Annotated in this window: 15 protein-coding genes; 8 read left to right on the top strand and 7 right to left on the bottom strand. The window is 45.9% G+C overall.

The features are described from left to right. Positions 1 to 49: 49 nt before the first annotated feature. Positions 50 to 1,075 carry a signal peptide peptidase SppA gene (sppA, locus tag FTT68_RS11600; protein WP_180175367.1) on the top strand — a complete coding sequence of 342 codons (1,026 nt, stop codon included), beginning with the start codon at positions 50 to 52 and terminating at the stop codon, positions 1,073 to 1,075. Further along, entirely contained in the window at positions 1,072 to 1,875 is an 804-nt protein-coding gene (locus tag FTT68_RS11595; RefSeq protein WP_180175366.1) for an alpha/beta fold hydrolase, read from the top strand. Before sppA ends, FTT68_RS11595 begins: the two co-directional genes overlap by 4 nt. Before the next feature lie 76 nt (positions 1,876 to 1,951). Here the strand turns inward: FTT68_RS11595 and purN are convergent, their stop codons facing one another. Beyond that, on the bottom strand, positions 1,952 to 2,581 hold the full coding sequence (gene purN, locus FTT68_RS11590; protein WP_180056853.1) for a phosphoribosylglycinamide formyltransferase: 630 nt from the start codon (positions 2,579 to 2,581) through the stop codon (positions 1,952 to 1,954). Between the two features lie 6 nt (positions 2,582 to 2,587). Continuing rightward, positions 2,588 to 3,658 carry a phosphoribosylformylglycinamidine cyclo-ligase gene (gene purM, locus FTT68_RS11585; RefSeq protein WP_005176576.1) on the bottom strand — a complete coding sequence of 357 codons (1,071 nt, stop codon included), beginning with the start codon at positions 3,656 to 3,658 and terminating at the stop codon, positions 2,588 to 2,590. A 136-nt stretch (positions 3,659 to 3,794) separates the two neighbouring features. On the opposite strand from purM, the gene cxpE reads away from it, so the two are divergent. From cxpE to FTT68_RS11565, 4 genes are all read left to right on the top strand, one after another. Further along, positions 3,795 to 5,018, top strand: a complete 1,224-nt coding sequence (cxpE, locus tag FTT68_RS11580; RefSeq protein WP_005176578.1) for a chloramphenicol efflux transporter CxpE — start codon at positions 3,795 to 3,797, stop codon at positions 5,016 to 5,018. A gap of 18 nt (positions 5,019 to 5,036) precedes the next feature. Continuing rightward, a complete protein-coding gene (gene hda, locus FTT68_RS11575) occupies positions 5,037 to 5,741 on the top strand; it encodes a DnaA regulatory inactivator Hda (RefSeq protein WP_005176580.1) in 705 nt (234 codons plus the stop codon). A 120-nt stretch (positions 5,742 to 5,861) separates the two neighbouring features. Then, positions 5,862 to 7,670 (top strand): rhombotarget A, encoded by a 1,809-nt coding sequence (gene rbtA, locus FTT68_RS11570; protein ID WP_168406943.1) that lies wholly within the window; start codon positions 5,862 to 5,864, stop codon positions 7,668 to 7,670. A gap of 15 nt (positions 7,671 to 7,685) precedes the next feature. Next, a complete protein-coding gene (locus tag FTT68_RS11565) occupies positions 7,686 to 10,118 on the top strand; it encodes a CSLREA domain-containing protein (protein ID WP_180175365.1) in 2,433 nt (810 codons plus the stop codon). A gap of 84 nt (positions 10,119 to 10,202) precedes the next feature. On the opposite strand, the gene FTT68_RS11560 is transcribed toward FTT68_RS11565, so the two are convergent. The 5 genes from FTT68_RS11560 to FTT68_RS11540 form a co-directional block, all read right to left on the bottom strand. Beyond that, positions 10,203 to 10,601: a DUF3106 domain-containing protein gene (locus FTT68_RS11560; RefSeq protein WP_180175364.1), complete on the bottom strand. Its 399-nt coding sequence runs from the start codon at positions 10,599 to 10,601 to the stop codon at positions 10,203 to 10,205. Next, positions 10,591 to 10,911, bottom strand: a complete 321-nt coding sequence (locus tag FTT68_RS11555) for a hypothetical protein (protein ID WP_005176587.1) — start codon at positions 10,909 to 10,911, stop codon at positions 10,591 to 10,593. The genes FTT68_RS11560 and FTT68_RS11555 overlap by 11 nt, the downstream gene beginning before the upstream one ends. Further along, positions 10,908 to 11,522 carry an RNA polymerase sigma factor gene (locus tag FTT68_RS11550; protein WP_005176588.1) on the bottom strand — a complete coding sequence of 205 codons (615 nt, stop codon included), beginning with the start codon at positions 11,520 to 11,522 and terminating at the stop codon, positions 10,908 to 10,910. The genes FTT68_RS11555 and FTT68_RS11550 overlap by 4 nt, the downstream gene beginning before the upstream one ends. A 159-nt stretch (positions 11,523 to 11,681) precedes the next feature. After that, entirely contained in the window at positions 11,682 to 12,458 is a 777-nt protein-coding gene (locus FTT68_RS11545; RefSeq protein WP_127800507.1) for an RNA methyltransferase, read from the bottom strand. Between the two features lie 52 nt (positions 12,459 to 12,510). Further along, on the bottom strand, positions 12,511 to 13,485 hold the full coding sequence (locus FTT68_RS11540; protein ID WP_075167770.1) for a class 1 fructose-bisphosphatase: 975 nt from the start codon (positions 13,483 to 13,485) through the stop codon (positions 12,511 to 12,513). Between the two features lie 188 nt (positions 13,486 to 13,673). Here FTT68_RS11540 and FTT68_RS11535 point away from each other — a divergent pair, with 188 nt between their 5' ends. Together FTT68_RS11535 and FTT68_RS11530 are read left to right on the top strand one after the other, a co-directional pair. Next, the gene (locus FTT68_RS11535; RefSeq protein WP_005176594.1) at positions 13,674 to 13,871 is read left to right on the top strand and encodes an NF038105 family protein; all 198 of its coding nucleotides are present in this window, start codon (positions 13,674 to 13,676) and stop codon (positions 13,869 to 13,871) included. A gap of 126 nt (positions 13,872 to 13,997) precedes the next feature. Beyond that, positions 13,998 to 14,349 (top strand): transposase domain-containing protein (locus FTT68_RS11530; protein WP_180175376.1); only part of this gene is annotated, 352 nt, incomplete at its 3' end.

Genomic DNA, 14,349 nt, shown 5'->3' with positions numbered 1-14,349 from the left:
TTCGGCGTATATAATGGAGGAAAATTAACTCGAGTTTTGGATTGTTTTTATGTCCGATTGGCCGCCTAAACCAGAAAATGAAATCAAGAATAGCCATCCACCCACAGCACAACAACCGACAGGAAACGAATGGAAGTTACTGGAAAAAGCGGTTTTAGCCTCTGTTGAAGAACAGCGCCGCGCCAGACGCTGGGGAATTTTCTTTAAGTTCCTGACCTTTGCCTATATTTTTATTCTGCTGGTGATTATGGGTAAAAGCTGTAGCAATAATTCTGCTACGGCTGTGACCAGCAGTTCGCATATTGCCGTGGTCGATATTGTGGGTACCATCGCAGCGGATAAACAGAGCGTCAATAGTGAAAATACCATTAAATCACTGCGTAAAGCCTATGAAGCAACCGGCAGTAAGGCGGTGGTGTTAAATATTAATTCACCGGGCGGATCACCGGTTCAGTCCGATGAAATCTGGCAGGAAATCCAGTATTTAAAACAGCAGCATCAGGATAAAAAACTGTATGCGGTGATTGGCGATACCGGCGCTTCAGGCGCTTATTATATTGCTTCAGCTGCCGATGAAATTATTGCCAATCCATCCAGTCTGGTTGGCTCGATTGGGGTGATTATGCCGAATTATGGCGTTAGTGGCTTAATGCAAAAGCTGGGTGTTGAAGATCGCACCATGACCTCCGGTGAAAATAAGGCGCTGCTGTCGATGACACAACCGGTGGATCCGGCACAAAAAGCCCATGTTCAGGGTGTGCTGGATAATGTGCATGCGCATTTCATTACTGCAGTCAAACAGGGCCGTGGCAACAAGTTAAAAGCTAATGATCCAACCTTGTTTTCCGGTTTATTCTGGACCGGTGATCAGGCGTTGAAACTGGGTATTATTGACCGTCTGGGCAGTATGAATACTTTAAAACGTGAATTAAAAGTCGACAAAACCGTCAACTATACCATTGAATATAATCCGCTGGATTCGATGCTGGGTCGTATGGGCACTGCGGTGGGTCAGGGGATGGCCAGCGCTGTATCGCAGCAGATTCAATCTGAACAAAGTACCAAATTCCAATGAAACCATTAATCCATTTTGCTCACGCCAATGGCGTACCGTCACGGGTCTATCAAAAACTATTTCAGCATCTGCAAGATGATTATGACATGATTGATGTGCCTTTGCTCGGGCCAGATAAACGTTATCCAATCGACAATCATTGGAACAGTCTGACCCAGCAGGTGATTGACAGTATTGTGCGGCAGGCACAAGGCCGCAAGGTGATTGCACTGGGTCATTCGCTTGGTTCGGTGCTGAGCTTTCAGGCCGCGCAGCAACGCCCGGAACTGTTTTCCCAGCTGATCATGCTGGATCCGCCAATGATCATGGGTAAAGAAGCCTTAGTGATGCATGTAGCGAAACTGTTGAAGCTGAAAGCCCTCGATAAAATGTCACCGGCGGGATTGTCTAAACGCCGCCGTGATCATTGGGAGTCACGTCAGCAGGCGGCCGAGCTGCTCAGACCCAAAGGCTTTTATCAAGATTTTGATCCGGACTGTTTTCAGGCTTATATCGACCATGCACTGACAGAAGATCCTGTACGTGGTGGGGTGACGCTTACCATTCCTAAAATGGATGAAGTACAGATTTTCCGTACCAATCCATCTTTATGGTGGTTGCCACAGGCCAAATTGAAAGTACCGGCACAACTGGTAGTGGCCGAGAAAGGTCCGTTTCTGGCCCGCAAGTTTCCACAGCAAATTGAGAAGAAATTCGGGATTCCTTTTCATGTTGCGCCGGGCGGTCATATGTTCCCACTGGAACAGCCTGAGCAAGTGGCACAGATGATTAAATCCTTATTACAGGATCAGGCACCTTAAGATTACTTTTGGGAAAAATCAGGTCATAAAAAAACGCATCCGAGGATGCGTTTTTTTATAGATATTACTTTTTATTTTAGCGCTGACAGAACTGTAGCGGTTGCGCTAACACCTGACCACGATACAGCACCGCGTTTGGTGTGTGCTGCAGCGTACCACTACAAATCCATTCCACCACTTGCGGATAAATCAGATGTTCCAGCACATGCACACGATTGGCCAAGCTTTCCACGCTGTCCTGATGCGATACAGTAAGTACCCCTTGGGCCAGCGCCTGACCGGCATCCAGCTCGGCAGTCACATAATGTACCGTACAGCCATGATAGACATCACCCGTGTTTAACACCCGTTGATGAGTATGCATGCCTTTGTAATGCGGCAGCAGAGAAGGGTGAATGTTCAGCATTTTCCCTTCCCAGGCTTTAACAAACTTGGCGCTTAAAATGCGCATAAAGCCTGCCAGCACCACCAGATCAACCCCCCAGTCTAAAAGCTGTTGATGCATCACATCATCAAAACTTTCACGGTCTGGGTATTGCTTGTGTTCAATTACCGCAGTGGCAATACCGGCTTTTTGGGCACGTTCCAGCGCATAGGCTCCAGGTTTGTTGGAAATGACCCCGACAATTTGTCCCGAAAGACGGGCATCAATCAGGGCCTGTAAGTTCGATCCACTGCCTGAAACAAGTACAGCAATTTTCAACATAGACAATTACGCAAAAATCACACGGATTTTTTCGTCAGCACCTTCAACAGATTCTGCATTGTCAACAATGTGACCCATTGCCCAAGCTTTTTCGCCCAACTGGTTCAGCAATTCAACAGTTTTGTCAGCATCCGCTGCATCCACTGCCAATACCATGCCAACGCCACAGTTAAAGGTACGGTACATTTCGAATTGTTCAACACCGCCTTCTTTTTGCAGCAGTTTGAACAGTTCTGGCCATTCCCAAGAGGATTCGTTAATCACCGCTTGCGCACCATTTGGCAGAACGCGTGGTAAGTTACCAGGTAAACCGCCACCGGTGATGTGCGCCATTGCGTGAACATCAACAGATTTAAGTAATTCAAGAATAGGTTTGACATAAATACGGGTTGGCTCCATCGCTGCATCTGCCAGCGGACGGCCATCTACGATTTGGGTCAGGTCAACGTTTTTCACGTCCAGAATTTTACGAAGCAGAGAATAGCCGTTTGAGTGTGCACCTGAAGACGCAACACCAATCAGAACGTCACCCGCTTTGACTTTAGAGCCATCAATAATTTTGCTTTGCTCAACCACGCCTACACAGAAACCTGCAAGGTCATAATCTTCGCCTTCATACATGCCAGGCATTTCAGCAGTTTCACCGCCAACCAGTGCACAGCCCGCAAGCTCACAACCTTGACCGATCCCGGTAACTACATTGGCTGCAACATCAACGTTTAAGTGACCCGTTGCATAGTAGTCGAGGAAGAACAGTGGTTCTGCGCCACAAACCAGCAGGTCGTTCACACACATGGCCACCAGATCCTGACCAATAGTGTCATGACGGTTTAAATTAAGGGCTAAACGTAATTTTGTACCAACACCGTCTGTGCCTGATACGAGAACAGGTTCTTCATAACCTTTAGGAATTTTACAAAGTGCGCCAAAGCCGCCTAATCCGCCCATCACTTCAGGACGAGTGGTGCGTTTCGCAACAGATTTAATTCGATCGACTAACGCGTCACCGGCTTCGATGTCGACACCAGCATCTTTATAGCTTAAACCAGGGGTAGGGTTAGAAGTTGAGTTGCTCATAATGAAGTCTCCGCATTCGCGCGGGGGATTATAACCCGAATATACGAAACTCTTATGTTATTTATGCGCTAAAATGCTATCTTTATTAAAATATTTTACTTTATATAACGATTACACTGCAAAAAGGCGAGATTCTATGGCAGATCGTACTTTACGTCGCATTTTTATCCTTGCCGGGATAGCTTTAATTTTTTGGATTTTATATTTACTCAAGCCGGTCGTTATTCCATTTATTGTCGCCTTTCTTGTGGCTTATCTGTTCAGTCCACTGGTTGATACTTTATATCGGGTTGGGGTGCCGCGCTGGTTATCCATCAGCATCGTTTTTGTCGGAATCGGGATTCTACTGACCGTGGCAGTCTGGTACATCATTCCGCTGGTCTGGAAACAGCTGATGATTGCTCGCGACAGTATTCCGGTCGGAATTAACTGGATCAATACCACCTTTTTGCCCTGGATTTCTGAAACTTTTAATGTCGATGAGATGGAAATTGATACCACGCATATGTCAACCATTATCATGGACTATGTGCAGACCAATTACAGCGCCGACAGCATTCAGGCCATGATTTTACGGGTGGCGCAGTCCGGTCTGAACTTTATCCAGATTGGCGGGACCATTGTTTTAATTCCAATTATTGCCTTCTATTTTCTGCTCGACTGGGACCGTATGCTGGACAGTCTGCGCCGTTTAATTCCACGTCCGTATGAGCGCAGCACCCTGCATATTGTGAATGAATGCCATAACGTATTAGGCGCGTTTGTCAAAGGTCAGTTCCTGGTGATGATCCTCCTAGGTGTGGTCTATGCCACCGGTCTGCAACTGATTGGTCTGGACGTTGGCCTGATTATCGGGATGGTGGCAGGTCTGGCCAGTATCATCCCATATTTAGGTTTTGCGGTCGGGATTATTGCTGCGGTCATTGCCACCTTATTGCAGTTCGGTATCGACTGGATGCAACTGTTCTTGGTGCTGGTGGTGTTTATGATTGGTCAGGCGGTAGAAGGCTACGTGCTGCAACCGTTTTTACTGGGCGATAAAATTGGACTGTCACCGGTAGCAGTGGTATTTGCCGTACTGGCTGGTGCGCAACTGGCCGGTTTCCTCGGGATGTTAATTGCCTTGCCGGTTGCCGCGGTAATTGTGGTCTTGCTACGTCATGCCCGGGATTGCTATGAACGCAGTCAGTGGTATGGACAGTCGACGGCTATCATTCATCATGACCAGCAAACGGGCAGTATCAGCATAGAAACTGATCAGGTGGATGTGGATATTGATCTTGAGAAAGATCAGACAAAGCCACTGCAACAGACTGAAAAATCGAGTAAGATGAATCCTCTTGATCCTAAAGATGTTTAACGAAGGCCTATTCTGTATATGCGTCAACTGCAGCTTGATATAGAACCTCAACTCGATGCCCGAATCAGTGATTTTTCTGGTCCGGGCTGGGGCCATGTAATTGACGCAGTGCGACAGTTGCATGCGGGGCTGGTCAACCGTTTTTATGTTTATGGCGGTGCCGGTACCGGCAAGAGCCATCTGCTTTCAGCAATTTGCGATTCTTATCTGGAAATTGGCAAATCCGCGATTAAAGTCTCTTTGCTGGAACTTCTGGATGCCCCGACCGAAGCCATTACTTCTTTAGATCATTTTGATCTGGTCTGTCTGGATGATATTGAAGCGATTAGCGGCGTGCCGCACTGGCAGCGCGCGGTATTTCATTTAATCAATTACAGCAATGAAATGGGTGGACAACTGGTATTTTCATCACGTTTTGCCCCGATTGAACTGAAACTGGAATTGCCCGATTTACAGTCCCGTTTAACTCAGGCTGTGAGTGTGAAAGTGCCGACTGGCAGCCTGTTTGCCGACCGTCAGGCTTTGGTAACTTCGGTGCTGCAACGTAAAGGTATTCAGATTGATCAGCAGATTATTGACTACTTGCTGTTACATGGTCCGCAGCAGACTTCAATGCTGTTACAAAGCCTGCAACAACTGATTCAGCTGCTAAAAGGCGAAAAAACCAAACTGAGCGGCGCGAATTTGCGCCAGATCTACGCATTAATTGACGAATATCGGTAAAATACAAAAAAACTTGAGTAATTACTCTAGCTATGACAAATTACACTCAAAATAAGTCTTAGTTGCAAGGAAGCTGCAACTTAAAAATAAAAATGAATAAATAGGTTAAGGAGTAAGCTTATGCTCAAGCGGAGCATCGGCATTGGTATGCTGTTTATTGCGGGACATGCTTATAGTAGCAATATTGTTGTCACCATCACTGAAGATATTCAAGCCAATGATAAAGAATGTTCACTGCGCGAAGCAGTCGAGTATATTAATTTGGGGTTGCCGGAAGAAGGCCATAATGGCTGCGGTGGCGAAAATTCCTCCAATGTCATTCTGTTAGAAAAACACGCCGTTTATAAACTCAATCAGCAGTTAAAAATTACCCAACCCTTAAGCATTAAAACCACCTATGACACCGGCTTGAAAGAAAACAATATCAAAGGCCTGAACAATGCCATTATCGAAATGGCTGGTAATGAACGTATTTTTCATATTGAAAGCAGCGATGATAAACGTATTCAGGTCAACCTGAGCGAAGTCAGCCTGCAAGGCTGTGGCAGCGACAGTTGCCGTCCCAATCAGGGCGGTCTGATTCTGAACCATGAATACCTGGTGCTGGATTATGTCAAGCTGAGTCAGGGTCGAGCCAACCAGGGCGGCGCCATCTATAATCTGGCTGAAGTGGGAGAGAATATCGCGCCAGCCTTTATTGAAATTAAAAACAGTTTAATCCAGCACAACCATGCCACCGAAGGTGGCGCCATCTATAGCCGACTGCCAAGCTTCCGGATTTATGCAGCGGTGTTTAGCGACAACAAAACCAGCGATCTGGCATCTGCCAACCTCTACACCCAGTTACCTACAGAAGATGTCGAAAATCTCAAGCTGCTGGCCGCTGCCAATACCATCAGCAGTACGACCTTTAACCGCAATGAAGGCTATGTGCTGAACCTGAGAGACAATATCGGGGTCAATAATGTCACCTTAATGGGCAATAGCGCTGGGGTACGTTTAGAAGCCCCGGCAGGAAAAGGCTATATTGCCAACAGTATTCTGCTGGCCAATCCACATCCTGTGACGGCGCAGTCTGCTAACTGTAGCAAAGAGGCAGCCGATCAAAGCGTGCTGCAAAACAATCTGGTCTCTGAAGAATGTGGAACGGGCGATGCCAATTACCCGAACCAGATCTGGCAGGGTAGCCATATTTTTAGCGGGAATATCCTGGAAGGCGCCTGTAAGGTGCTGAGTGAAGATGAGGACGCATTATTCTGCCCGTATCAGGTTAAAGAAGAACAGTTCCTGGGCTATATTCGCCCACGTATTTTACTGAATTACCAGACCCTGGCTGACTCTCCAATCGTCAACAAAGGCTATGCACAAGTGGGCACCACTGAGCAGGTTACTTGTGCCTCGGCAGATCAGCGCGGGGTGAACCGAGCTTCGGATAATACCTTGTGTGACCGTGGTGCAATTGAAATTACCGTACCTGATGCCTCAGGTCTCATTGGTCGGGATATTCTGGCCGGTGAAATTGCGGAAATGTCGGTCAGCGATTTAATTGGTGATAGTGATCTGGTACCAGCCGAGTTCTGTGATAGCCTGTTTAGCAGCAATCCGACCGGGAAAGCCTGGCAAGCCGGCTGTGTGCAGATTGAGCAGACCCAGACCAGTTCCAAAGGCCAACTGACAATTGATGAGCAGGGCAAGATTATTTATACCCCGGATTCTGCTTGGCATGGCGCAGATGTTTTTAAAATTAAACTGGTGACCAGCAGTACACGTTTTAACACCACCAAACCGTATGTGGAAATTCGTGTACAAGTGATTCAGGCACCTGAAAACCACATGGACAGTGACAAAATTAAAACATCTGGCGGAGCAGTGGCTGGCTATGGCGTGCTCATGTTGATGTTACTGGCAGCTTGGCGCCGTAAAAAATAAAAACAGGGAAAGGGAATGAAAAATTATAAAAAAGCACTCTTGGGAGTCATGATTGTCAGTGCCATGTCATTAATGGCCGCAGAAGACCGTACTATTTATGTCACTACATTTGCCGATGAAAATGGTGAAAACCCGGATAAATGTTCGCTACGTGAAGCCTTGGTGGCGGCCAAACAGAACAAAGCCTTTGGGGGCTGTAGTGTCGGCAATACCAACTATATTGCAGTGGACTATATCCGTCTGCAAGCGGGTGAATACAAGTTAAATGCTGAATTACGCCCGCAATCCAATGTGCGGATTATGGGGGCGACACCGCTTGATTACAGCAAGAAAGATCCTATTACCCACCGTTATCCGGCGCTGATACCACATCAGACCATTATTAACGGCCAGGGGTTGCATCGTATTGTTAATACGCTCGACAGTCAGGCCAATGTTATGTTTGACGATCTGACCCTTAAAAATGGCTATAGCGATGGGCTGGGTGGGGCTTTACTGGTTGCCGGACCGTTGACCTTAACCAATACCGCAATTCTGGACTCGCAGGCAGCGCGGGGTGGTGCACTGTATATTGCTGCCCATAATCAGGAACAGCCAATTACGGTGGTGAATAGCCTGATTCAGGGGAACAGCGCCAGTGTCGGCAGTGTGCTGGCGATGGACTGTACGGCAAATCTGGCAGATACCCAAGCCAATATTACCATTCAGCAAAGCAGTGTCATTCAGAATGGCAACAGCAACAGCCTGAGTAGCTTTGATTTTTGTGGCAAGCCGCGTCTGACTTTAACCAATACCACAGTGGCTAAAAATAAAGCGAACTTAACGCAGGGGCATATTTTTAACCTGGCCAATGGCCCGGAACACCGCCTCAGTACGCAATCGGTCTTCAGTTTAAATAACAATACCATTGTCGAAAATGAGGCTGCCAGCACCTTCTATTATGATGATTCAGGCATCAAAGTATTAAGATTTAATGTGCTGGCATTTAATACCGGAAAATCATGCCGTTATGCGTTGAATAATGGCAATTTAACCGAGCGGCAACCGAATATCAGCTCATCACGCAATGCGCTAATTTTCCCGAATGCACAAAGTGTAGAGCAGGGGGTATGTGACCTGCCGGAAACGCTCGCGAGCACAGAAGAAAACTCAATGAGCTCGGTGAATCTGAGTGGCAAGCAGTTAAGTGATGTGCTCTATCCAATGCAGCCGGCTTCAGCCTATAACTTATTCCTGCCGTTATATTATCCAAAAAATCTGGACAATGATGCGGACCTGGTCAATGTCGAAGGATTTGGCTGTGAAGTGTCAGATCAGCGTGGTTTACAGCGTGTGACTGATGGCACCCTGATTTTAGATCCAGAACAGAAAAACAGCTGTGAAATTGGTTCGGTTGAACTCATGCGTATGACCGCAGCAGATATTGTCAATCTGAAAAACGTGTCGCATGTGACCTTGTTTGACAGCTATCAGCAGGAGATTGACCGTTTAAAAGCGCTGGTTCAGGCACCAGAGAAAAATAAAGAGCTGTTGGCCCAACATCAGGCAGATCTGCAAAACTATGAAAATTTACTTAAATTTTCCAAGCAAAAACAGAAGTATCGGACTATTTATATCGATCCATTTGCACTAGCCCTCAAGCATGATGAACCAAATGCCGATGGTAGCGTGGCACAATTGCTGGAACTAAAACCGGAACACTTTAATATCAGTACAGAAGTCTATGGTATTGGCGGTGGTTTAGAAGATGTGGCCTTTGACCGCAGTAAACTGCTGCATGATCCAAACCTGAAATGCGAATGGGATGCCGATGTAAAACGGATTCTGTTCTATCGGGTCGATGATCAGGTGACCCAGAATATTGATTCTGCCTATTGTGCCTATACCATTACGTCGGTGACGGATCCAACTGTTCAGTCGAGTGGTTTGCTTGAGGCAAAATTCATGAACATCAAACCGATTGCCAAAGCCGACCGCTACACCATTGAATATGGTTCGGATTTGAAAATTAATGTCAATCCGCTGGAAAATGACAGTGATGATGGCGATGGACCTGTCAATACACTGCTGTCTGGACAAAATAAACCGGCCTTTTATACCGATAGCAATGGACTTGAATTGCCAATCCTTTTAACCAATGTACCTGAAAGTGTACTGGTCACGGCAGACCGGAGTGGTCAATGTCCAGGGGATTATGTGAGTGAAACCTGTTATGGTGGAAACCTGCAGATTCAGGTGCGTAACAGCTATAGCCCGTTTGATTATGAGCTGAAATACAAGGTATTTGATGCTGAACAGGAGCTGTCCAATGAGGCGACCATCAGCCTGATCAATACCGCGAAAAACAGCAATACTGAAGGAAGCGGTGGTGGAAGTTTAGGGCTTGCTGGATTATTTGGTTTATTGGGTATGGCAGCATATCGTGTACGCCGTCAGTTTAAGTCCTAAATCATGAATTCAGTGAGTGTAAAAAAGCCTCTTTCAAGAGGCTTTTTTATGGACCAGCATTGGGTTGATGCTTGGCTTAACCGCTTAGTATTCCGTCGGCGTGATATATTTATTGATATATTCTTCACGAATCAGCACGCGTTCTTCAGGCGTGGCCTTCTGCATTCTTTGGCCCAGTTCCTTGCGTTCCTGGGTACTCATTTTTTGCCAGGTTTCACGCATTTTCTGCTTTTCTGCATCGGGTAGCTGAATAAACCAGTCCATACGCTGTTGCAAAGAAGCACTTTTATCGGACGGCAGTTCTTTTAAATTCTGATAACGTTTGATTAAGGCCAATTGTTCTTCATCTGAGAGGGTTTCCCAGCTTTCAACAATTTTTGTGTCTGCATCTTTGGAGAAAATCCAGAAACGCTCAAAGCCTGCAAAGCTGGTTTGCAAAAAGCCCAGCGCACAGAAGGCGAATGTTAAACGTTTAGCTGCCATGTTGAACTTTATCCTCACCCAGCACCAATAACATTTCTAGATCTTCCATCATTTGTGGTGAAAGTTTTGGCGTAGCCACCACCTGATTTTGCGGTTGCGCGGTCATTTCTACCGAATTTGGTAAAATGACGAATCCTGCAATGGCAGCCGCAAGTGCAAAACCGGACATTTTCCACAGGCCATAGCGTGATGTCTGCTTATCCTGAATCTGATCCAGAACATGATTCATCACCACAGCTTTGTCTTTGTGGTGGTGGGCGAGTCCATCAAGTTTGGAAGTCACTTGTTTTAAGAAATCATCTTGTTTCATTCGGATGATCCTCCCAGATATGGATTCATATGTGCCAGAGTCTGGCGTAAAGCCTGAATAGCACGATGATAATGGGTTTTTACACTGCCTTCAGAACAATTCATAATCTGGGCAGTAGTCTGAGTATCGAACCCTTCCCAGGCCCGCAGCATAAACGCTTGTTGCTGACGCACTGGAAGTTTGGCGATTGCTTCCTGAATTTCTTCAGCAGTCATGGCTTGGTCCAAAAACTCAGCAGGATTGAGTGCACGTTCATCGACCAGATCATTTTGTTCGACATCATCGTCATCCAGGCTGACTTTGCGGAAAAATGAAAAGGGTTGTGCACGACGGGCTTCTTTACGTCGCCAGTCCTGTAATTTGTTATTTAAAATGGTGTAGAACAGCGGATACCACTCATCTGTGCTTTTATCGGCATAGGATTTGTGCAGGGAAATAAAGGCTTCCTGAACCAGATCCATCGCGATGCCATGCTGTCCCTGAGTGGCACTTTCCATCATCACTAAGGCGCGCCCGGTGACCTCGTGCATAAAAGTTTTCAGGCGTTGTTCAGCCGTACTCTTCAGAGTACTCAAACTTTCAGGTTGAGACTTTTTGGGTGCTAAATCCATAGAGATGGAAAATCCTGTCATTGGATACCCACCATTATTTTTAACTTCATGGCACTATTAACGTTAAAAATAATGGTTCGGTTGACATTACAAGTTATTATTTTTCTAGTGTAATCTATTTTTTTAATAGGGCCAGCCTATTTAATATAAATTAACGTATTAGAGTCGTTGACGTACCATTTCAAAAAAACAGACTGAACCGGCAATCGCGACATTTAAGGATTCCTGTCCGCCTGGTTGGGGAATGGTAACGGCTTCGGCATGTGCTAGTGCGTAATCCGATACACCTTGACCTTCATTACCGAGAATCCATACGCATGGCTGGCTTAAGTCTTTGACATACAGGCTGGTGGAACGGTGTGAGCTGGTGACATAGACCGGAATTTTAAACTGTTCCAGAATCTCCTCGAGCTGGATATTTTCAAAGGTCTGCAAAGAAAAATGCGCCCCCATCCCGGCACGTAATACCCGTGGTGACCATAACGAGGCGGAGCCTTTGGTGCAGACAATTTGCTGGATGCCGGCTGCAGCAGCCGAGCGTAGCAGGGTGCCGACATTGCCCGGGTCTTGGACATTTTCCAAGATTAAGGTATCGGCCTGATAGTCAAGCGCCTGACTGGAACTTGGCAAATCGACAATAGCCAGACAGGCAAGGGTGGTGCCCAAGGTACTTAAATCTTTATATAAAGACTCGCCAATTACAAACACCGTACCCTGATACTGGTCCAGAATATCGTTCAGATCAGGATGTTTCAGGGCATTTTCGGTGGTGAAAATCGCGTTAATTTTCCGGTTTTGTTCTAACCATGCCAGACAAAGGTGCGAACCTTCAAGCACAGTCTGACCTTGTTTTTTACGGTAGCTGTTTTGTTCAATCAAGCCACGTAGGTGCTTAATTTTAGGATTATCTTTCGATTCGAGAAATAAGATAGGCATGGAGAACATCCACACCTGTGAGCACAGACCCACAGGTGTTAATCAGAAAAAATTAAGCGTGGTAGCCAGTAACAAGATCAACTTCGTTTTTAGAACCAATGATCACTGGTACACGTTGATGCAGATCGGTCGGTTCAATTTCCAGAATACGTACACGACCTGTTGTCGACGCACCACCGGCTTGTTCCATGAGCATACTCATCGGGTTGGCTTCATACATTAAACGTAAACGGCCAGCTTTTTTCGGGTCTTTCAGGTCATATGGATACATGAAAATCCCGCTACGGCATAGAATACGGTGGATATCACCTACCATACAAGCTACCCAGCGCATATTGAAGTCTTTTTCACGTGGACCGGTTTTACCTGCTAGCAGTTCATCAATATAACGTTGAACGGGTGCTTCCCAATGACGCTGGTTAGAGGCATTAATTGCATATTCTTTGGTGTCGGCTGCCACCTGGATATTTTCCGAAGTCAGCAGGAATTCCTGAGTTTCCGGGTCAAAGGTAAAGAACACTACACCTGCACCGACGGTTAAGGCCATCATGGTTGATGGGCCATACAGTACATAACCGGCAGCAACCTGGTGAACACCGGCCTGCATGAAATCAGCTGCTTGCGTGACGGCATTTTTTGCCGGAAGAATCGAGAAAATGGTGCCGACACACATATTGATGTCGATGTTGCTTGAACCATCTAGCGGATCGAACAGCACTAAATATTGGCCATTTTCCTGTGCCGGAGTGAATTCATCCAGTTCTTCTGAGGCTAAACCGCCGACATTAGGATGTTTCTGTAAGGCATCAATCAGGTAATCATTGGAAATGACATCGAGTTTCTTTTGCTCTTCGCCTTGCACGTTCTCATTTTGTGCACTGCCCAGAACCCCAGCCAAGGCGCCTTTTTGTAAAGCCTGATCAATAGTTTTGCAGGTATTGGCAATGGTCTCAATCACCTGTGCAAGTTCAGGGGTTAAATTTCCGCTTTGTTGTTGTAGAAATTGGGACAGGGTGCGATAAGACATAATAGGAAAACTCCGAATAAGAATCGATCGGGCATGATCAAAAAAGCTTTGTCCGATATTTTAGATGAGAACAGCTTAAAAGAAAAATTAAACTCAACTATTTGACGTGATTTTGCCCTTGCAAGTCTGCTAGAAAGTGCTATGTTGATGTGAAGGAACAGAATCAACCAGTATATAGGAGCACACATATGACAACGTTAAAGTTTGATGCGACTCCAACCCCAAGCGAAGGCATTAGTTTAGATGAAATTAGCGCCGACAAGGTCAAAGAGGCCTGGAAGGGGTATGAAGCAAAACCAGAGTACAAGAAATTTAACAAGCACGACATGATTGAGTCGATGCAACCCGCCAAAGATGAAGAAGATGCACAGGCAGATGCACCTTAAATAGAATTTGGCTCAGCTCTTGTGTTTGAGTATTAAAAAAGCGCCCGATGGAGTAATGCCAGTCAGTTAAGCAAATATTAGAAAAATGTAGTAAAAATGAGTGTATGTAAATACGCTCATTTTTTTATGTCTTTATCTGAACATTTAGAATCCACTCTGGAACATGCTCTCCCATCACTTAGCCATTTTTGTGAACTTATTGACTTAAATTGGATTGAAACATCTCTGCATCAAACAGGTAAGGCATCGATCAGAAGGAGAAAATTACCTGCTGAGCATGTGGTTTGGCTTGTTCTTGGGCTTGCCTTGTTTCGCAATCAACCCATCAGCTATGTGGTAGAGCAATTAAACCTCGTGTTTGGTACAACAGATTATTGTGTTCCTAGTGCAGCTGTCCAAGCTCGACAACGTTTAGGTCGAGAACCCTTAGCTGCCTTATTCTCCTTAATCAGCCAAGCATGGTTTGATGAATCACAAC

It is taken from the genome of Acinetobacter sp. Q85-2 (assembly GCF_013420555.1).
In the GTDB taxonomy this organism is placed as follows: Bacteria; Pseudomonadota; Gammaproteobacteria; order Pseudomonadales; family Moraxellaceae; genus Acinetobacter; species Acinetobacter indicus.
This window is presented reverse-complemented; position numbering and strand designations above follow the sequence as displayed.